Raw genomic sequence first — 18,823 nt, forward strand, 5'->3', positions numbered from 1 at the left:
GTTGTGATCGCAGCGGGATGCCGGGGCGGCTGGGCGTGGGCCTGGTGGCGTTGGCGGGCCTTTTGTCGATCGGCTTCAGCACCCTTGCCACCCAGGCACCCAAGGGGGAAGGGCCCCTGCTGCTGGTTACAGAACCCAACCCGCCCGTCAATTTCCTGGACCCGCTGACGGGACAATTGATCGGTCTGGCCACCGACAAGGTGCGTCTGATCATGCAGGATACGGGCATTTCCCATGAATTCCGTATTCTGCCATGGCCGGAGGCGGTTGCCACCGTTGACAGCCAGCCCAATGCCTGCATCTTCCTGATGAACCTGACGGAGGAGCGGCGCCCGCATTACCAATGGGTCTCGCCGTTGATGGAGGGCGGTTGGGCGTTGTTCGCGCCGCTGGGCTTTCAGCGCAAGATCACGTCTCCGGCGGACCTGTCGGGGCTGCGGATCGCCGTGCAGGCCGGCGGTGCCCTGGAAACGCATCTGCGAGACATCACCCGCGACGTGGCGAATGTCACCCTTGTGACGGCGGAAGGGGCTGCGGAGATCGGGAATATCTTCAATGGCAAGGCCGATCTTTATGCCGGCGGTGCCTGGGCGGCACCTTATCAGGCGCGGCAGGTGGACATGCCGGTGCGCATGGTCATGCGCCTGACCCGGTCCACCGGCGCCCTGGCCTGCAACAGGAATGTTCCGGCCGCCACGGTGACCCGATTGCAGAAGGCCCTGCAGGCCATTATTGCCGACGGCCGCGCCGCCTCGGTCGAACGCCGCTATAGCACCCCGGGCAGTTGGGGCGGTTGGGGGCTCGACCGGCGGCCTTGATTGGAAAGTCGCACCTCGAAATAGAATCTACCCAGTCTACAGAAATGCGCCTACAGACATTTGCGTGATAATTTAAATTATGGAAAATACACTTTAATGGATTTCTTTATGAGTCTGATAAATATCAAAACCTTATGACGCGACCTTCCATGGCGCTCTCATGCCCGGCCTCGATCAGTTCCATTACGGCGACGGCTTCATCGGCGGTGACAGGATTATCGCCCGTACCGGCGATGGCCGCCTGAACGGCGGCGTAATAGTGCCGGTAGTCACCGGCCAGTCCTTGGACCGTCTCCACCCGCGGTGCCCCATCGATGATCCGTGTTAATACGCCTGGTGACGGGTCGGCCCCCCAGCCGTCGCAGCCCGGATGGTGGCCAGCCTTCAACATGTCTTCCTGGCTGTCCAGTCCACGCTTGATGAAACTGCCGCGATCACCATGCACGGCGAAGCGCAGACCGCTGTCCTGTGTCAGCATCGACCCGTGCAGGATCACGCGCAAGCCATCGGCATAGGACAGCAGCGCGTGAAAATAGTCTGGTGCACCGCCACCCGACCGCTGCGTACCGATATCGGCGACGATGCTGGCCGGTCGCCCGAACAGGCACAGGGTCTGGTCAATGATATGCGGGCCCAGATCGTGCCAGAGGCCGGCGCCGGGCACGCCAGCCCGCTCGCGCCAGCGGTCACGGGGCACGGGGCGGAACCGGTCGAAATGGCTTTCGAACTGGGTGACCCGGCCAAGCTCGCCCCGCTTGATCAAGCCCGAGAGGGTCAGGAAATCCGCATCCCAACGCCGATTATGGAAAACCGACAGTACCCGGCCCGAGTGCCGCCCCAACGCGGCCAGTTCGTTTGCATCCTTCAGGTTCACAGTGAAAGGTTTGTCCACCACCACATGCTTGCCGGCCGCCAGCGCTCGGCGAGCCAGATCGGCATGGGTGTCGTTGGGTGTGGCGATGACCAGCAGATCGATCACGGGATCGGCCAGGACCGTGGCCATATCGGCCACCACCGGCACTGACGTCCAGGTCGTCCGCACCTTGTCCGGGTTGCCCGAGACGATGGCGGCCAGTTCCAGCCCCGGCGTGGCGGCGATCAGCGGCGCGTGGAAGGTCTGGCCGGCATAGCCGAAGCCGATCAGGGCCGTGCGGATCACGCTCATGATCTTATCCTTTAAAAACAATCTCTTATATGGAGAGTCTCAGTCCCCCTGCCCGCCCGGCACCACCACCATCCCGTCATGGGCCGGCTCCACGCCGGGCGGCAGCATGCTGCGCAGCGTGTCATAATCCATGGACTGGTTCATATGGGTCAGGATGGCGCGGCGCGGCCGCAACCGCTCGATCCAGCCCCTGGTGATCTCCCAATGGGCATGCACCGGGTGCGGCGGGGCCACCCGCACGCAATCCACGATCCAGGTATCCACCCCCAGCAGAATGTCGAACGCATGATCGTCCAGCGCCACCACATCGGTGGAATAGGCGATGGGACCGAAGCGGAAGCCGACGGACCTGGAATAACCGTGATCCTGCTCGAACGGGATTATGTCAATGGAACCAATGCGCAACGGCCCGGTCAGCAGGTGCGGTATCAGCACGGGGCGTGGAAAGAAGGGCGGCCGCGCCGGCGGCGGCTCGAAGCAATAGTCGAACCGCCGGGTCAGGATCTCCAGCGTCGCCCGGTCGGCATGGATATTGACCGGCGTATGCTGCTGCCAGTTCACGGCCCGCAATTCATCTATGCCATGGGCATGGTCGGCATGGGCATGGGTGTACAGCACCGCGTCCAGCCGCCTGATATCGGCATCCAGCAGCTGTTCGCGCACATCCGGGCCGGTATCGACCAGGATGGTCGTGTCCCGGCTCTGGACCAGGATGGACGGCCGGCGGCGGCGGTTGCGGGGATTGGCCGGATCGGCCGCCCCCCAATCATTGCCGATCAGTGGCACGCCACTGGACCCGCCGCAGCCCAGGATGGTGATGCGCAGATCATCCACTTGCTTTAAACCACCTTCACGGCCGATGCCGGCACCTTGTTGAAAAGGCGCAGGAAATTGGCGGTGGAGACCCGTGCCATCTCGCCTGCATCCACGCCCTTCACCTCGGCCAGATGGCGGGCGGTATGGGCGACGAAGGCCGGCTCGTTGCGCTTGCCGCGCATGGGTACCGGCGCCAGATAGGGCGCGTCGGTTTCCACCAGCAGCCGGTCCATGGGCACGATGGCGGCGGTGTCGCGCAGATCGTCCGACTTCTTGAAGGTCAGGATGCCCGACAGCGAGATATGGAAGCCGATTTCCAAAGCCTGTTCAGCCAGTTGCCGGCTGCTGCTGAAACAATGCAGCAGCCCGCGCAACCGGCCCTGCCCTTCCTCCTTCAGGATGCGGATCGTGTCGTCGTCCGCGTCACGGGTATGGACGATGATCGGCAGGTCGGTTTCCAGACAGACGCGGATATGGCGGCGGAAGCTTTCCTGCTGCACGTCGCGCGGCGACTTGTCGTAGAAATAATCCAGGCCCGTCTCACCGATGCCCACCACCTTTGGCTCCCGCGCCAGGCGCAGCAGCGTGGCTTCGTCACAGAGCGGGAATTCCTCGGCCGCCTGATGCGGATGGACGCCCAGGGTGCAATAGACGTCGTCATAGGCCATGGCCACGTCATGGACCTGGGCGAACCGGCTGATATGGGTGCAGATGGTCAGCATCAGGCCCACGCCGGCATCGCGGGCCCGCTGCACCACGGCGTCGCGTTCGGGCGCGAAGTCGGGGAAATCCAGATGGCAATGGCTGTCGACCAGCATCACTTCGCCTCCTCCGGCTCGACATAGCGCGGGAAGGCCGGGGCCGGGGGCGGCAGCAGCGTGCCGGGTGTCAGCGGATTGGCCGCCAGATTGGCAAAGCCACGCTGGTCAGTCGGGACCACCAGCATATCCAGGATACGGTTGCTGGTATCAGGCATGAAGGGTTGGGTCATGATCGCCAACTGGCGAATGACATCTGCCAGGGTATAGAGGACCGTACCCAGCCGCACCTTGTCGGTCTTTGACAGGGTCCATGGGGCCATTTCCTGGACATAGCGGTTGGCCTCGTCCACGACGTGCCAAATCGCATCCAGCGCCCTGTTGAAGGCCTGAAGGTCCAGTTCGGCCCGCACGGCATCCAGCATACCCTTGGCGGCATTCAGAAGGGCCTGGTCATCATCGCTCAGCGTGTCCGGTGCCGGCAACTGGCCGTCGTGATACTTCTGAATCATTGAGAAAACGCGTTGGCACAAGTTGCCGTAACCATTGGCCAAATCGACATTGATCCGCTGCGCCATGGCGCGCTTGGAAAAGTCGCCATCATTGCCGAACGGGATTTCCCGCATCAGGAAATAGCGGGTCTGGTCCAGGCCGTAGGTATCGATCAGGTCGGCGGGCTTCACGACATTGCCCAGCGATTTGGACATTTTCTCGCCCTCCACCGTCCACCAGCCATGGGCGAACACGCGCTTGGGGAGTGGCAGCTTGGCGGCCATCAGGAAGGCTGGCCAATAGACGGTGTGGAAGCGCAGGATGTCCTTGCCCACCATATGCAGGTCGGCCGGCCAGAACTTAGAAAAATCAGCACTTTCATCGGGATAGCCGACGGCGGTGATGTAGTTGGCCAGCGCGTCCAGCCAGACATACATCACATGCTTCTCATCGCCCGGCACCTTGATGCCCCAGTCGAAGGTGGTGCGGCTGATCGACAGGTCGCGAAGGCTGCCTTTCACGAAGCTGATCACCTCCGACCGCTTGCCCGACGGCATGATGAATTGCGGCTGGTCCTCATAGAGCTGCAGCAGACGGTCAGCATAGGCCGACAAGCGGAAGAAATAGCTGGGTTCTTCGACCCATTCGACGGGCGCGCCGGTGGGGGCGAAGCGCTTGTCCTCGCGCACCGTCAGCTCATCCTCGTTGTAATAGGCCTCGTCACGGACGGAGTACCAGCCGCTATAGCTGCCCAGGTAGACATCGCCGCTATCGACCAGCCGGTGCCACAAGGCCTGCACGGCCGTGATGTGGCGCGGCTCGGTGGTGCGGATGAAATCATCGTTGCTGACATTCAGCAATGCCGCCAACTCCCTGAAATTTTGGGAGTTCTTGTCCGCCAGCTCCTGCGGGGTGGTGCCGAACGCCTCCGCCGATTTCTGGACCTTCTGGCCATGTTCGTCGGTGCCGGTCAGGAACTTGACGTCGAAACCGTCCAGCCGCTTGAAACGGGCCATCACGTCGCACGCGATCGTCGTGTAGGCGTGGCCGACATGCGGCGCATCGTTCACGTAATAGATCGGCGTGGTGATGTAATAAGGCACGCGCCCGGACATGGGGGTCTTCTCCGCAACTCGAAGGACAGGATGGTTCAGCCGACGGCGGCCTCAATCCGCGACAGCACCGACATCAACGTCTGGCGCCGGTCGAGATTGGCGGATTCCGCCTTGGCGAACATATGGTTGGTGTTCTCCCACACGTCCACCCACCGATCAAGGCCGCCCACCCGGTGGCTCCCCTGCATCAGGCGATGGACAAGGGCGGCCTCGCCGGGCACCACCTCCGCCGGGATGGTGCCACGGGCCCCGGCACGGGCCAGGCGGCCCAGCCACCAGCCCATCAGTTCGGTCACCGCCACCCAGCTCGCCTCCTCATTGCCGCCGCCCCGCAGGACGGCGTCGATGAAGGCATAGGCTTCCACCACGTCCAGACGCGGCAAGGTCTCGAACACGCCCAGCATGGCCTTATAGAGGGTCAGGCCGCCGGCCGTATGCAATTCCATGGCCCGGCCGATGCTGCCCTCCGACAGTCTGGCGAGTGCGGTGCGCTCCGCATCCTCCAGGTCGGGCAGATAGCGGAACAGCAGCGCCTTGACCTGCGCCTCGCTCAACGGTTCCAGCGCCAGTTTGCGGGTGCGTGAGCGGATGGTGGGCAGCATGGCGCCGACATTGTCGGCGACCAGCAATATCAAGGCCTTGGAGGGGGGTTCTTCAAGGATTTTCAGAATGGCGTTCTGGCCGCTGGTGTTCAGCTGGTCGGCACCATCGACGATCACCACGCGCCAGCCGCCTTCCGCCGAGGTCAGGCGCAGAAAGGGGGCGATCTTGCGGATCTCCTCCACCGGCAGGTCGCGCTTGAACCGCTTGCGCTTCTCGTCCCAGGTGCGCTGGATGGTCAGCAGGTCGGCATGGCCGCCCGATGCGATACGGTGGCTGACGGCGCTGTCGGGATCGACCACCAGGCTGGTCGGATCCGGCGGCGGGCCGAACAGGCCTATCTCCCGCTCCCCCGGCAGTCCCTTGGTCAGCACGAAGCGCGCCATGCGGAAGGCCAGGGTGGCCTTGCCGATGCCGGGCGGCCCGCCGATCAGCCAGGCATGGTGCATGCGCCCGGAATTCCAGCTGTCCAGCAGCAATTTCTGTGCGGTGACATGGCCTTCCAGATGGGTGTTGCGACGCGGGTTGAACGCGTCGGCCGGATCGGGCGGCTGCCCGCTCACAGCGCCACCCCCAGCCGGTCAGTGACGGCGGCGCGGATAGCGGTCTGGATGGCATCGATGCCGGCTGAGGCGTCGATCAAGGCGCAGCGGAAAGACTCAGCCTTTGCAATGGCTTGGTATCCTTTCCTCAACCGCTCATGGAACGCGACCTGCATCCGTTCATAGCGGTCTTCGCCGCCCCGCCGTGCGGCGGCGCGGGCCAGGCCCTGGGCCGGGTCGATATCCAGGATCAGGGTCAGGTCGGGTCGGGTATCGCCCACGGCGATGTCGCGCAGCGTGGTTAGAACGCCGTGGTCCAGGCCGTGACCGAAACCCTGATAGGCCATGGTGCTGTCGGCGAACCGGTCGCACAGCACCCATTGCCCGGCATCCAGGGCCGGGCGGATGGTGCGCATGACATGGTCGTGCCGGGCGGCGGACAGCAGCATGGCCTCGCTGACCGGCAGCCAGCGGCCGGGGTCGCCATTGACCAGCAGGTCGCGCACGGCCTCCGCCCCCGGTGATCCGCCGGGCTCGCGCGTCGTCACCACCTCGATACCGACAGTGCGCAACGCTTCGGCCAGCAGGCGGATCTGGGTGGATTTTCCCGCCCCCTCGCCGCCCTCCAACGTAATGAAGCGCCCGCGTGCCATGCTGGCCGTCACGGTGCCGGCGGGGCGGCTGGGGCCGCCGCGGGCTCCGACGAACCGCCACCGAAGAAGTGCGACAGGGCGGCACCCATGCGGCCGAACAGGCCCAACTGTTCCACGGCCGCACCGGCCAGCAGCGGCAGTTCCACCGTGTCCAGGCCCGGCGCGGTGATGGTCAGGGTGCCCAGCACCGTGCCCTTGGCCACCGGGGCGGCGACCGGGGCATTGGCCTTGAAGCTGACCTTCATCTTCTGCTTCTGGTCATGGGTCATGGTGATCTTCACCTGGTCCTGGACCACGGCCGGCACTGTCGGTGCCACGCCCAGCCAGACCGGCAGATTGTCCACCGTCTCCCCCGCCTTGAACAGGGTGAAATTGTCGAACTCGCGCCAGCCCCATTCCAGGATGCGGGCACTCTCATCGGCGCGGGCCTGCATGCTGGGCAGGCCGTTGACCACCAGCACCAGTCGGCGCCCGTCACGCTCACCCGATGCGATCAGGCCATAGCCGGCGGCCTCGGTATGGCCGGTCTTGATACCGTCCACGCCCATGTTGCGATAAAGCAGCGGGTTGCGGTTGCCCTGCTTGATGCCGTGATAGGTGAATTCCAGTTCCGAATAATAATGATAATACTCCGGGAAATCCCGGATCAGGTGGCGGGCCAGCAGCGACAGGTCGCGTGCCGTGGAATAATGGTCCGGGTCGGGCCAGCCAGATGCGTTCATCAGGTTGGTGTTGGACAGGCCCATTTCCTTCAGCCGCTTGGTCATGGCGGCGGCAAAGGCCGGCTCCGTGCCCGCCATCCCTTCGGCCAGGACGACGCAGGCATCATTGCCCGACTGGATGATGACGCCGCGGATCAGATCCTCGACCTTGATGTTGTTGCCCAGTTCCACGAACATTTTGGAACCCTGGACCTTCCAGGCGCGCTCCGACACGGGCAGCGTATCGTCCAGCGAGATGCGGCCTTCCTTGATCCGCTCGAACAGCATATAGGCCGTCGCCACCTTCGACATGGAGGAGGTGGGCATGCGCTGATCGGCGTCCTTTTCGAACAGGACGGTGTTGGTTTCGGCATCGACCAGGATCGCCTGGGTGGCAATGGTCTCCAGATCGGCCGCCGCTGCCGGCAGCACCGCCACGGTGAACAGCAGGGCCGTCGCAAATTTGCGGGCGGCACCCTTCATCCGATGTGCGATCCGACTATCCATCTCTCTCAAATCCTTCACGTGACCCTAAGGAACAGACGGGGGAGCACGCCCCCGGCGACGGTGGAACGGGCGGAGCGGACATGTCCAGCCCCGCACGCCACCCCGACATTGTGCAACATCGTGAAACATGAAACCGCCCCTGTCGCACAGGGTCAGCCTCATCAATCGACGATGATGCGCGCCTCCGCCGTGCCGGCCTGAAGCACCTGAGCCAGCACCTGATCCGCGCGCTCGACCTGATCGAACGGGCCGACGCGGACGCGGAAATATTGCTGGCCATTGACCATGGCGTTCGACAGGTTGGTCGGCGCGATGGAGTTCAACTTGGCCCGCAGACGGTTGGCATTGTCGTAATTGGCGAAGGCGCCGGCCTGGATATAGATCTTGCCGGCCTTTGCGGGCAGCGCCTGCTGTTCCACCACCGGTGCCGGCATGAAACGGCCATCCGCCGTCGTGGTGCCGGCCAGATTGGTGGGGGCGGCGATGGTGCGCGGCCCGGTGGGTGCTGCCTGGGCCACCTTGGGCGGCAGCGTGCTGCCGGGGGCGGCCTTGGTGCCGGCGGGCGGAGCCAGCGGCGTGGATTCCACTGTTACGCTGGGCCGCGGCGCGGCCTGGGGTAGCGGCCCGCCATCGGGCGACAGGCCGGACACCTGCATGCCGGCATTCATGGCGGCGGCGGCGATGGCCCGGCTTTCCTCTGCCAGCACCTCGACACGCACCTTGGCCGTGCCCTTCTGGTCAAAACCCAGCAGTTGTGCGCCCTTGCGCGACATGTCGATGATGCGGCCCGACACGAAGGGGCCGCGATCATTGATGCGGACCACGATGGACTTGCCGTTTTCCAGGTTGGTGACGCGGACCAGGCTGGGCATGGGCAGCGTCTGGTGCGCCGCCGTCAGCTCCATCTCGTTATAATCTTCGCCATTGGCGGTGACCTTGGCATGGAATCCCGGCCCGTACCAGCTGGCGATACCGGTTTCGTTATAGCCGTAATCGACGCGCGGATAATACCAGACGCCGTCGATCTGATAGGGGGTGCCGACCTTGTAGCTGCCGCCCGGCGTGGGCTTGGGTTCCACCGGTGCGGGTGCAGCAGCGGGAGGCTTGGGCGGCGGGGGCGAGGAACAACCGGCCAGCCCCGCGAGGGAGATGCCCAGGACCGCCATTCTTACAAGATTTGCCCGCGCCATACTTATCCACCCCAACCGATTGTGGCCGCAGCCTACATCAACTCATTTGCCCGCGCCAATATGGTCGGCAAGGATTCCGACCGCGGTTGCGAAATAGGTTGACCGGTTCCAGTCCATGATCGTGCGATAGTTGCCATAGACCAGGAACGCCTTGCCCTTGGGGCCGTCCGGCTGCACCAGCCAGGCATCGATGGCGGCCTTGGGCAGGGCCTTGCCATCGGCGTTGCGCAGGCCGCGCTTCGCCCACACCGACAGGGGCTGCCCCGGCTTGTCCAGACCGGCCCAGGCGGTCGAATCAGCCCCCTTGGGCAGCCGCACGGCCCGGCCCCAGGTCTGGTCGGTCTTCCAGCCGACGGTGGACAGGTAATTGGCGGCGGACGCGAAGACATCGGCATGGGTGGTCCAGATGTCGCGCTTGCCGTCCCCGTCCCCGTCCTGGGCGAACTTGAAAAAGCTGGACGGCATGAACTGGCACTGGCCCATGGCACCGGCCCAGGAGCCCAGCATGCGGTCGGGGGCCACATGGCCTTCATCCAGGATGCGCAGCGCCTTCAGCAGCTCACCCCGGAAAAAGGCACTGCGGCGGCCGTCATAGGCCAGGGTGGCGAGCGCATCGACCACCTTGAACCCGCCCATATTGCCGCCGAAATCCGTCTCCATACCCCAGAGCGCCACGATGAAGCGGGCGGGCACGCCATATTTCTTCGAGACATTTTGCAGCAACGCCTTATGCGTCACCATCCGTTCGCGCCCCTTCTTGATGCGCAGCTTGGTGACGCTGCGTGCCAGATAGGTGTCGAAACTGATGGTGCGTTCCGGCTGCTTGCCATCCAGGTCCAGGATGCGCTGGATAGGGGTGATGCCGGTCAGGGCCGCATCGGCAGTACTGGGCCGGATGCCTTCGCGCAGGGCCTCCAGCCGCAGGTCGGTCAACCATTGCTGGAAATCCGGCGCGGCATGGGCGGTGGGCACCAACAGGGCCGCCAGCAGGGTGGCCGCCGGCAACAGGTGGCGAAGGCGGCGGGTCCGCATCGCTTTGATCATCATCTTGGGGCCTCCCGCCATGGCTGTCCCCATGGGTTGTGGCACGGGCGGGCCGGACGGGGCAAGTGTCAGGGCGGAGGTAGTACCGCCGGGATACGACCGGCGAGGCGATAGGCCACCAGCCCCCGCCATTCATGGGCGGCATTCTCCATCCGCTCCAGATTTTCGGCCAAGTTCAGGCCGAAACGATGGGCCTCCGCCCGGTTGGCATTGTAGCTGACGGGCCAGGCGACGAAGTCCGTCTGCGGCAGCACTGTGCGGAACACGCCGATCGAGCGTGGCATATGGGCGGCCGATGTCACCAGCAGCCAACGTTCGCCCTTGCCCACCAGAGGGGCGCTGTTCACCGCGTTTTCCCATGTATTGCGCGACACGTCCTCCAGCGTCACGCGGTCCGTATCCAGGCCCCAGTCGGCCAGCAGGGCCAGCACGAACGTCGCTTCCCGGTCATCCGGCGCGCGCGGATCGCCGCTGCCACCAGTGAAAACCACCCGGGCGTCGGGAAAGCGGCGCATCAGACCGGGCAGCACGGTCAGCCGTTCCGCCTCCCGATTCAGCTGCGGCGTGCCATGTTCCTTCGACCCCACGGGCATCAGCGCCCCACCCAGCACCATGATCCCGTCCACCTGTCCCAACGAGGCGGCGTCCGGCATCGGGAATCGTTGTTCCAACGGCATCAGCGCCCATGTGGAGACGGGCGTGGTGGCGATCAGTGTCAATCCCAGGACACCGATTGCCACCAAACCGCCGCCCCAACGCCGCCGGCCGAAGCCCAGCATCGTGAGCCCGGCCAACAGCAACAGCAGCAGCAGATTGCCTGGCGATGTCACCGCGGCAAACAGCTTGCCCAGGCCAAATCCCATGGCACCTTACCCTTTCGAAACCCAGGGAAACCAGCTTCGGGCACAGTGGCAGAAAATGGCCAGCCGCTCCATTGATGCGTTCCATCGCCCCTGGGGATGTGCAATGATATTACGCAGGTCGTCGTGGCGCGGCGACGCGGGCGGTATCAAACCGAATTGCGCTTGCTAAGTTCTGGGGACGGGGTGACATGAGCTTTGTAACAATATTCTCGCCCCTCGGCCTTTCGCCTTCCTGACCCGGTACCACGGAACATAGCCGTCGTGACCCTGTCCAAAAGCCTGATCCCGGAAGCGGCCGCCGCGGCCGACTACATCCCCCGCGACGCGGTGACGGGGGTGTGGGAGATGCGGCCTTTCGTGACCCGGGTCGGCGAGATCATGGAACAGCATGGCGGCAACCTGATTGCCGGCCTGTTGGTGGTAGAATTCGACCGCCTGCCCCAGCTGTTCCGCGTCCATGGCCAAGGGGCCCTGGATCTGGCCATGGCCACGCTGGTCAAGCGGCTGACGCCCGTCTGCGGCACCAACGATCTGATCTGCCGATTCGCCCAGACCCAGTTTGCCATCTTCCTGCCCGGCCTTGACCATGCCGGCAAGGCGCTGTTCGCGGCATCGGCCATCGCCAATTCGATGGGTGAGCCGATCATCATCGAGGGCCAGCAGCTGTTCGTGTCGGCCAAGATCGGCATTGCCGTGTCGCCCAACGACGCGACCGACGGCTCTGCCCTGGTCCGCAATGCCTGCGTGGCGCTGGAACAGGCGGTGCAGTCGGGCACGGCCAGTTATCTGCACTTCACCCGCTCCATGCGTGACGAGCTGAAGGAACGGCTTGACCTGGAGGATGAGCTGCGGGCCGCCATCCGCAACAACCAGCTGGTCCTGCATTACCAGCCCAAGGTCGCCATCCAGGGTGGGGAACCGGTGGGTGGGGAGGCGCTGCTGCGCTGGCGTCACCCGGTGCGTGGTATCGTTCCGCCTGGCGTGTTCATCCCGACGGCGGAGGAAACGGGCCTGATCGTCCCCATCGGGGAATGGGTGCTGCGCAACGCCATCAAGCAGATCCGTGAATGGCTGGATGCGGGCCTGCCGCCGATCCAGATCGCGGTGAACGTGTCGGAACGCCAGTTCCGCTGGGGCCATCTGCCCGCCCTGATCGATGTGCTGCTGGCTGAAAGCGGCATCCCGCCGCATCTGCTGCAGCTGGAGATCACGGAAACCATTCTGCCGGACGATCTGGAAGGCGCCTTGCAGCAGATGCGCTGGATCGCCGACCGGGGCGTGGCCCTGGCGCTGGACGATTTCGGCACCGGCTATTCGTCGCTGTCATACTTGCGCGAACTGCCGCTGGACTGCCTGAAGGTAGACCGCAAGTTCGTGATGGATATGGAGCGCGACCAGAGCACGCGCCATATTGTGGAAGCCATCGTGGCCATGGCCCAGGCCATGGACCTGAAGGTGGTGGCCGAAGGGATCGAAACCCCGGCACAGTGGGAAATCCTGAAACGCCTGGGCGTGGAGGAAGGCCAGGGCTACCTGTTCGCCCGCCCCATGCCGGCCGAAGGTTTCGCGGAATTCATCCGCCACGCGGCGCCGGCGGCTTAATATTTCGTTCCCTCAGGCGCCGGCAGTCGCTGGCCTCCAACGGTCATTTTTCCATGACCGTTGGCATCAAGCCTTCTTCTCCCATCCGCCGCGTTCGTTCTGCTGCCAGTAGGTGAGATCGTCGCCGGCCGCCTTGGCCGCGCGCCAGCGGTCGCGCGCGGCGGCCAAGGCATCGGGGTCGTTGCCGTCGAACAGGTCGCAGACCAGTTCCACGCCCGTCAGCCCCTGCCCGTCCACTCCATCGGTCAGGAACAGCACATGGGCCCCGTTGGGTGGCTTTTCCGGCACGCCGTCGGTTGCCGGATGGATCAGCACGGGCTGATGATCGGGGTGCCCGTCCTTGGCGGTGCCGTGTGGCAGGAAGCTGTCATTCTTAAAGGTCCAGAGATGCTGGTTCAGCATGTCGGCCCGTTCGCTACTGCCTGTCATCACCAAGGCGCGCCAGCCGCGTTCCAGCGACTTTTCCAGCAGACCTGGCAAGGTCTGTTCCAGGGTCTTGCGCGTCAGGTGATAGAAACGCCGCTCCGTCATCAACTGATCCCGCCAATGTTCCCGGCCTTGGCTTTAGCATAAAAGCCGGCCGGGAACAGCAGCCTGGGTCTATTTGGCGATCTCCACCGCCAGCTTATATTCCGGCACCAGCCGGGCGCCCTTCAGTACCGCCACCTGCCCACCGGCTTCCTGCACGGGCTTCACCTCCTGCTGGATATAGATGGGCGCGTCGGCGCGTAGCGGCATGATGGTGAGCGTCAGCGGCTCCCGGATTTCCGCCGCGAAGCGCTTCAGGGCGATCCGCCAGGCGGGGCCATTGAAATAATGATCGTCGATCAACCTTGTGCCGGCGAACAGCCGCCCGACATCGCCCTGGTAATCCAGTTCCAGCCAGGCATCGGCCACGCCCTGCAGCACGTCGCGCGGCAGCGTCAGGGTCCAGGCGGCGGAACGGCCATAGGCTTCCGGGGCTGGCTGCATGGCGGCCTTGGCCGGGCCGCCGATACGGATGGGCGGCGCCTTGCCGGCTTCGCGCAACTTTTCCACCGTCACCGGCAGCACCGGGCGGGCCGGCACGGACCGTTCATAGGATGTGAACAGCCCGTCCGCCTTGCCGCCCGGCCCGATGGCAGGCAGGGTCGCATAGCGGAAGACATTGCTGCCGCGGCTGCGCATCTCGAACCCGCGATCCGACGGGTACAGGTCGGTGCCGCTGATTACCGCAACGTCGCGCCCGTCGCGGCGCAGCAGGGTCAGGTTCTCCGCCTGCGCCTCCGTCAGGACCAGCAGGCGCTTGGGCCTGCCTCCGGCCGTGAAGCCGACCACGGCCCCGGTCCCCGGTTCCAGCCCGGTGACGATGCTGCGCCCGTCTTGCTGTTCAACCTTGGCGCCCACCGCTTCCACCTTGCCGGCCCCGGTGAGCGCCAGTTCCACCGGCACGCCCGGTTCGGCCTGCAGGATATGGGTTTCCACCCCATCCACCATGATCCGTGTCACCGGCTGCGCCGTGGCATAGGCCAGCCTGGCACCGCCCAGATCCATGTTCACCGGCCAGATGAAGTGCGACCCGGCGGGGATGGTGATGGGTTTCGCGGGGAAACTCACCCGCCCGCCGGGCAGATCGATGGCGAAACGCACATCGGTCGCCGGCTGCATGCTGTATTGCCGGATATGGGCGCTGAAGAACAGGAAGCCGGCATCGCCGGCACTGCGCAACGACCAGCGCGGGGTGGACAGATCGTCCAGCGCCTTGGGCAGCACCACTGGGGCCTGCGGCACCATGGGTGCCAGCTGGTCCCCGTAGGATGCCGTGAACAGATGGAAGGGCCGTACCCGGCGCAGTACGGGCCGCATGTCGCCATACTGGCCGATGGGCGCCTGGAAATCATAGCCGATGATCGGCGTGTCGTTATGGCCATGGATGGAAGTGTTCTCCTCCAGCGTGGTCCGGCCCAGCGGGTTGCGGCCGCCATGGAACATGTAATAGCCGAACAGGTTGACGCCCGACCCGATCTGGACCGGCAGCATGGCGGAGATGTCGGCCGGATCGATCACGGCCCGGCGGCGATACATGGCCGGCACGCCGCCGCCATATTCGGCGCCCAGGAAGGGCGTGTGCGGAATGTCGGGATCGGCATCGCCCTGGCGCGTGGCCATGGTCTGGGCGCCCAGATTGCCGCTCACCCGGCTGTCGAAGCGGAACGCATAGGTCTCCTTGGGTGGCAGGATGTCCGGGCTGGCCTTCCAGGGCTCGTCCGGATAGCCGCCGAACACCGGCACCACCTGCCCGCTGGGATAGACCGCCTGGTCCCAGCCGGTGACGGTATAGAGCGGCACGTCGAAACCGGCGGCCAGGGCCAGCCGCTTCAGGCTTGCAATATGCTCGCGCCCCTGGCCCGGCCCCGTCAGGTTATATTCATTCTCCAGCTGCACGCCGATGACAGGTCCGCCATCTTTCCACAGCAGGCCCTGCACCTGGGCCGCGATCTGCCGGTAATAGCGGTCGACGAAGCCCAGATATTGCGGGTCGTCACCGCGCGTCGGCATGGCATCCACCACCCAGTCGGGAATGCCGCCATAGCGCACCTCCGCATGCGACCAGGGGCCGATGCGCACCACCAGTTTCAGCCCATGCCTGGCGCACAGTTCGGCGAAGCGGCGCAGGTTGCGGTCGCCGTCCCAGGTGAAGGTGCCCGCCACTTCCTCATGATGGTTCCAGATGATGTAGCTGGCGACGATGTCGACGCCCGCCGCTTTCATCTTGGCCAGCTGTTCGTCCCAGCCATCGGCGGGAAAGCGGCTGTAGTGGAACTCGCCCATGATGGGCAGCCACGGCTTGCCATCCAGGGTCAGATAGCGGTTGTTGATGGCGATGGTGCCACTCTTGGGGCTTACCCCCTGCCCCATCTTCAGATAGCCGGTCTCCAGCGCCGGCGCGGGCCTGGTCGCATCCACGGTCAGCAGCGTTTCGGCAACCGCTATACCGGTCCCGCCCATCAGGGTCGCAACCAGAAGGGCCGTGGCCGTCCGGCCCGGTTCAACGCGCATTCCAACCTCCCAAGACATGATCTTATGCTTGGGTGGGATTATTATACGATAAATATGATGCATGAAACCGGTTCCTGGCCCCCATCCCGGTTTTGTACCGGGATGGGGGTGGATATGGGCAAGCGTCCAGGTGCTTTGCCTTATGCAAACGTCACCTGTTTGCCGCCCCGCAGCACGGGGATGGCATTGCGGCGCAGCTGCCGGGTGCCGGGGTTCAGGATCACTTCCGGGCTGTACTGTGCCAGATAGACACGGCGCATGCGGTCAGTGCGGTTGGCCCCCGTGGCGTGCAGCAGCAGGGAGGAGAACGCCACGATGGAGCCGGCCGGTACCGCCACCACCACCCCTTCCTCATCCCCGCTCCAGCCCACCAGATCGTTGGTGCCGGGCTGGCGGACATGGGGGACGATGCCATCGCGGGTGGCCGGCGCCTGGCTGAACGGCAGGACGCGGACGGTGCCATTCTCGATGGTGGTGTCATCCAGCGTGCACCAGCAGGTCAGATAGGGCTTGTGGTCCGGCGGGCCGCCATTGCCCACGACGTAACCTGAGTCCTGATGCCAGCTGAAGGACATGCCGCCGCCGGCCCCCTTCACCACATATTGATCATAGAAGAAATAGGCGTCGTCGCCGATGGTGGCACGGCAGATATCGGCCATCAATTCGGAGAACAGCATCTCCCGCAATTCCGGCTGCACCCGCTGGCATTCGCCGGCGAAATAGCGGTTGCCGCGATGGGTGATGCCATCGACATCGACCCCCAGCGCGTCCAGGCGTGCATCCTCCCGTTCCACCATGCGGCCGCACTGGGCGCGCAGGATGTCAAGCAATGGCCCCTCCAGCACGCGTTCGAACACGGCATAGCCTTCACGCTGAAACTGTTCACGCTGCGCTTCATATTTCATCTTTTCCTCCCGGCATCGGCTGCTGTTGGAACCATTCTGGCGCCGGATCGGCCATCGCATCCAATCGAATTGCATCACGACTTCATTCGTGAATACTATGTCCCCATGCGGATGCGACAGGTCGAGGCGTTCAGGGCGGTGATGATGAGCGGCGGGGTGACCGCCGCCGCCGCCATGCTGAACATCTCCCAGCCGTCCGTGAGCAGATTGATTGCCGACCTGGAATATGCCGTGGGCTTCCCCCTGTTCGAACGGCGTGGCGGCCGGGTGCATCCCACACCGCAGGCCGAAACCCTGTTTGAGGCGGTGCAGCGTTCCTTTACCGGCCTGGACCTGCTGTCCCAAGCCGCGCGGCGCATAAGGGCGCATCCCGTGGGTACGGTGCGCATCGCGTGTTTGTCGGCCATCGCTACCTCGGTGCTGCCGCCGGTGCTGACCCGGTTCCGCGCCAGCCATCCGGACGTGAAGGTGACGGTGGAGGCGCTGGGGCAGCGTTCCATCGAGGATCGGGTGTTCCTGGGCCAGGCCGATCTGGGTATCGGGGTGGCCGCGTCCCCGCGCGACGGGATCCGCACCGATCCCCTGATCCGCGCCGATTATGTCTGTGCCCTGCCCGCCGGGCACCGGCTGACGGCGCAGGAGATGGTGCGGGTGAAGGACCTGGCCGGGGAGCCGTTCATCGGTCCCATGCATGAGGCCGACGCCCTGTGGAACGGCATCGACGCAGCCCTGGCAGCCCATGGCGTGGTGGTGGAGCGCTTGCTGGAATGCCAGCAATCGCTGCCCATCTATGCCTATGTCGAGGCCGGGCTGGGCCTGGCCATCGTCGAGCCCTTCACCGCCCGGCTGTTCCGCCGGCTGGGTGTGGCGGTGCGGCCCGTGACACCCGCCATCGGCTTCGACTTCACCCTGATCGAACCTGATATCGGTCCCACCCCGCCGCCCGTCGCCTGGCTGCGGGCGGCGGTGCGGGATGAGGCGCAAGCCTGTCTAGCCGGGTCATAGCATCCGCGCATGAGCCGTTGAACGATTGCGATTGGACGGGGCGGGGAGAATGGCGGAAAGCAGCAGGGCCATCACACCGGAGAAACCGATGCCCCGCCTGCTGATCCTGCAATCCGTCTGGGGGCTGGACAAGTGCCCCGGCTTCGATGTGTGGAACGACCTGGAAACGGCGCTGCAGGCCGTGGTGGATGCCGGGTTCGACGGGGCCGGCACCAATCTGGCGCGCAAGGAACGCACCGCCATCACGTCGTGCTTCATGAATGAACGCGGCCTGGCCTGGGAGGCACAGGTGCTGGCCCGCGACGCCGACGAACTGGCGCGGTTCGCCGATGAGGCGGCGACACTCGGCGCCCATCATCTGAACGTCCAGATCGCCGGGCCGATGGACCGGGTGGCCGATGCCATGCGGCTGGTGAAGGGGATGGAGCGGGTGCGCGAGCGGGCCGGCCTGCCCCTCTTCTATGAGACGCACCGGGCGCGGCTGACCCAGGACCTGCCCTTCTTCCTGCGCCTGCTGGACGCAATGCCCCACCTGCCGCTGACCGCCGACCTTTGCCATTATGTCGTGGCCGGGGAATGGGACCTGCCCATCAATCCGGCCCAGCATGAAGCCATCGACCGCGTGCTGCGTCGGGCCCACGCCTTCCATGGCCGCGTCGCCACGGCGCATCAGGTGCAGGCCCCCATCGGCGGCCACCATCAACCCTGGCTGGATCTGTTCCTGGGCTGGTGGCGGCAGGGTTTCGCCCATTGGCGGGCGGGTGCGGGCCCCGACGACACGCTGAGCTTCATGGTCGAACTGGGTCCCCCGCCCTATGCCGTGGTCGATACACGGGGCGGGGAACTGACCGACCGGTGGGAAGAGGCCAGGCGCCTGAAGGACATGGTCCGCGCGCTCTGGGTCTGATCCTTATCCGCGTTCCCGGTGATCGCAACCGATCACCGGGCCTCAGGCGCCGGCGCCAACATCCGTTGGCTTGGCTACGCGGCACGTGCCGCGCGGCGGCA

General features: G+C 65.1%; 17 protein-coding genes. 4 read left to right on the plus strand and 13 right to left on the minus strand.

What is annotated here, in order from left to right; all coding sequences use genetic code 11:
- Positions 1–17: 17 nt before the first annotated feature.
- Positions 18–818 (plus strand): substrate-binding periplasmic protein, encoded by an 801-nt coding sequence (locus tag AC1Q7F_RS09355; protein WP_492506026.1) that lies wholly within the window; start codon positions 18–20, stop codon positions 816–818.
- Between the two features lie 124 nt (positions 819–942).
- Here AC1Q7F_RS09355 and AC1Q7F_RS09360 read toward each other — a convergent pair whose 3' ends face one another.
- The 10 genes from AC1Q7F_RS09360 to AC1Q7F_RS09405 all read right to left on the minus strand — a co-directional run bounded on the left by AC1Q7F_RS09360 (position 943) and on the right by AC1Q7F_RS09405 (position 11,264).
- On the minus strand, positions 943–1,983 hold the full coding sequence (locus AC1Q7F_RS09360) for an oxidoreductase (RefSeq protein ID WP_492506028.1): 1,041 nt from the start codon (positions 1,981–1,983) through the stop codon (positions 943–945).
- Between the two features lie 39 nt (positions 1,984–2,022).
- Positions 2,023–2,817 carry an MBL fold metallo-hydrolase gene (locus AC1Q7F_RS09365; RefSeq protein WP_492506030.1) on the minus strand — a complete coding sequence of 265 codons (795 nt, stop codon included), beginning with the start codon at positions 2,815–2,817 and terminating at the stop codon, positions 2,023–2,025.
- A 5-nt stretch (positions 2,818–2,822) separates the two neighbouring features.
- Positions 2,823–3,617, minus strand: coding sequence for a TatD family hydrolase (locus AC1Q7F_RS09370; RefSeq protein WP_492506032.1), 795 nt, complete (start codon positions 3,615–3,617; stop codon positions 2,823–2,825).
- The gene (gene metG, locus AC1Q7F_RS09375) at positions 3,617–5,164 is read right to left on the minus strand and encodes a methionine--tRNA ligase (protein ID WP_492506034.1); all 1,548 of its coding nucleotides are present in this window, start codon (positions 5,162–5,164) and stop codon (positions 3,617–3,619) included. Before metG ends, AC1Q7F_RS09370 begins: the two co-directional genes overlap by 1 nt.
- A gap of 35 nt (positions 5,165–5,199) precedes the next feature.
- On the minus strand, positions 5,200–6,327 hold the full coding sequence (locus AC1Q7F_RS09380) for a DNA polymerase III subunit delta' (RefSeq protein ID WP_492506036.1): 1,128 nt from the start codon (positions 6,325–6,327) through the stop codon (positions 5,200–5,202).
- Positions 6,324–6,959, minus strand: coding sequence for a dTMP kinase (gene tmk / locus AC1Q7F_RS09385; protein ID WP_492506038.1), 636 nt, complete (start codon positions 6,957–6,959; stop codon positions 6,324–6,326). The genes AC1Q7F_RS09380 and tmk overlap by 4 nt, the downstream gene beginning before the upstream one ends.
- A gap of 8 nt (positions 6,960–6,967) precedes the next feature.
- Positions 6,968–8,167 (minus strand): D-alanyl-D-alanine carboxypeptidase family protein, encoded by a 1,200-nt coding sequence (locus AC1Q7F_RS09390; RefSeq protein WP_492506040.1) that lies wholly within the window; start codon positions 8,165–8,167, stop codon positions 6,968–6,970.
- Positions 8,168–8,328: 161 nt separating this feature from the next.
- Positions 8,329–9,333 carry a septal ring lytic transglycosylase RlpA family protein gene (locus tag AC1Q7F_RS09395; protein WP_492506042.1) on the minus strand — a complete coding sequence of 335 codons (1,005 nt, stop codon included), beginning with the start codon at positions 9,331–9,333 and terminating at the stop codon, positions 8,329–8,331.
- A 66-nt stretch (positions 9,334–9,399) separates the two neighbouring features.
- Positions 9,400–10,404, minus strand: a complete 1,005-nt coding sequence (locus AC1Q7F_RS09400) for a lytic murein transglycosylase (protein WP_492506044.1) — start codon at positions 10,402–10,404, stop codon at positions 9,400–9,402.
- Positions 10,405–10,469: 65 nt separating this feature from the next.
- Positions 10,470–11,264, minus strand: coding sequence for a YdcF family protein (locus AC1Q7F_RS09405; RefSeq protein WP_492506045.1), 795 nt, complete (start codon positions 11,262–11,264; stop codon positions 10,470–10,472).
- A 261-nt stretch (positions 11,265–11,525) separates the two neighbouring features.
- Here AC1Q7F_RS09405 and AC1Q7F_RS09410 point away from each other — a divergent pair, with 261 nt between their 5' ends.
- Positions 11,526–12,866: a putative bifunctional diguanylate cyclase/phosphodiesterase gene (locus AC1Q7F_RS09410; protein ID WP_492506047.1), complete on the plus strand. Its 1,341-nt coding sequence runs from the start codon at positions 11,526–11,528 to the stop codon at positions 12,864–12,866.
- 66 nt (positions 12,867–12,932) lie between these two features.
- On the opposite strand, the gene AC1Q7F_RS09415 is transcribed toward AC1Q7F_RS09410, so the two are convergent.
- The 3 genes from AC1Q7F_RS09415 to AC1Q7F_RS09425 form a co-directional block, all read right to left on the minus strand.
- On the minus strand, positions 12,933–13,397 hold the full coding sequence (locus AC1Q7F_RS09415) for a DNA polymerase III subunit chi (protein WP_492506049.1): 465 nt from the start codon (positions 13,395–13,397) through the stop codon (positions 12,933–12,935).
- Positions 13,398–13,466: 69 nt separating this feature from the next.
- Positions 13,467–15,905 carry a beta-galactosidase gene (locus AC1Q7F_RS09420; RefSeq protein ID WP_492506051.1) on the minus strand — a complete coding sequence of 813 codons (2,439 nt, stop codon included), beginning with the start codon at positions 15,903–15,905 and terminating at the stop codon, positions 13,467–13,469.
- 140 nt (positions 15,906–16,045) lie between these two features.
- Positions 16,046–16,810 (minus strand): phytanoyl-CoA dioxygenase family protein, encoded by a 765-nt coding sequence (locus AC1Q7F_RS09425; protein ID WP_492506052.1) that lies wholly within the window; start codon positions 16,808–16,810, stop codon positions 16,046–16,048.
- 105 nt (positions 16,811–16,915) lie between these two features.
- Here AC1Q7F_RS09425 and AC1Q7F_RS09430 point away from each other — a divergent pair, with 105 nt between their 5' ends.
- Together AC1Q7F_RS09430 and AC1Q7F_RS09435 are read left to right on the plus strand one after the other, a co-directional pair.
- A complete protein-coding gene (locus tag AC1Q7F_RS09430) occupies positions 16,916–17,815 on the plus strand; it encodes a LysR substrate-binding domain-containing protein (RefSeq protein WP_492506054.1) in 900 nt (299 codons plus the stop codon).
- Positions 17,816–17,903: 88 nt separating this feature from the next.
- Entirely contained in the window at positions 17,904–18,722 is an 819-nt protein-coding gene (locus tag AC1Q7F_RS09435) for a sugar phosphate isomerase/epimerase family protein (protein ID WP_492506056.1), read from the plus strand.
- Positions 18,723–18,823: the final 101 nt, after the last annotated feature.

It is taken from the genome of Niveispirillum sp. GW835-FHT14G11 (assembly GCF_058793615.1).

Bases quoted from the DNA above. Each gene is read 5' to 3' on its own strand.
- AC1Q7F_RS09415 (WP_492506049.1), bottom strand. From the start codon at position 13,397: ATGACGGAGCGGCGTTTCTATCACCTGACGCGCAAGACCCTGGAACAG.
- metG (WP_492506034.1), bottom strand. From the start codon at position 5,164: ATGTCCGGGCGCGTGCCTTATTACATCACCACGCCGATCTATTACGTG.
- AC1Q7F_RS09435 (WP_492506056.1), top strand. From the start codon at position 17,904: ATGCCCCGCCTGCTGATCCTGCAATCCGTCTGGGGGCTGGACAAGTGC.
- AC1Q7F_RS09420 (WP_492506051.1), bottom strand. From the start codon at position 15,905: ATGCGCGTTGAACCGGGCCGGACGGCCACGGCCCTTCTGGTTGCGACC.
- AC1Q7F_RS09400 (WP_492506044.1), bottom strand. From the start codon at position 10,404: ATGATGATCAAAGCGATGCGGACCCGCCGCCTTCGCCACCTGTTGCCG.
- AC1Q7F_RS09370 (WP_492506032.1), bottom strand. From the start codon at position 3,617: ATGCTGGTCGACAGCCATTGCCATCTGGATTTCCCCGACTTCGCGCCC.
- AC1Q7F_RS09360 (WP_492506028.1), bottom strand. From the start codon at position 1,983: ATGAGCGTGATCCGCACGGCCCTGATCGGCTTCGGCTATGCCGGCCAG.
- AC1Q7F_RS09355 (WP_492506026.1), top strand. From the start codon at position 18: ATGCCGGGGCGGCTGGGCGTGGGCCTGGTGGCGTTGGCGGGCCTTTTG.
- AC1Q7F_RS09405 (WP_492506045.1), bottom strand. From the start codon at position 11,264: ATGGGATTTGGCCTGGGCAAGCTGTTTGCCGCGGTGACATCGCCAGGC.
- AC1Q7F_RS09390 (WP_492506040.1), bottom strand. From the start codon at position 8,167: ATGGATAGTCGGATCGCACATCGGATGAAGGGTGCCGCCCGCAAATTT.
- tmk (WP_492506038.1), bottom strand. From the start codon at position 6,959: ATGGCACGCGGGCGCTTCATTACGTTGGAGGGCGGCGAGGGGGCGGGA.
- AC1Q7F_RS09430 (WP_492506054.1), top strand. From the start codon at position 16,916: ATGCGGATGCGACAGGTCGAGGCGTTCAGGGCGGTGATGATGAGCGGC.
- AC1Q7F_RS09425 (WP_492506052.1), bottom strand. From the start codon at position 16,810: ATGAAATATGAAGCGCAGCGTGAACAGTTTCAGCGTGAAGGCTATGCC.
- AC1Q7F_RS09395 (WP_492506042.1), bottom strand. From the start codon at position 9,333: ATGGCGGTCCTGGGCATCTCCCTCGCGGGGCTGGCCGGTTGTTCCTCG.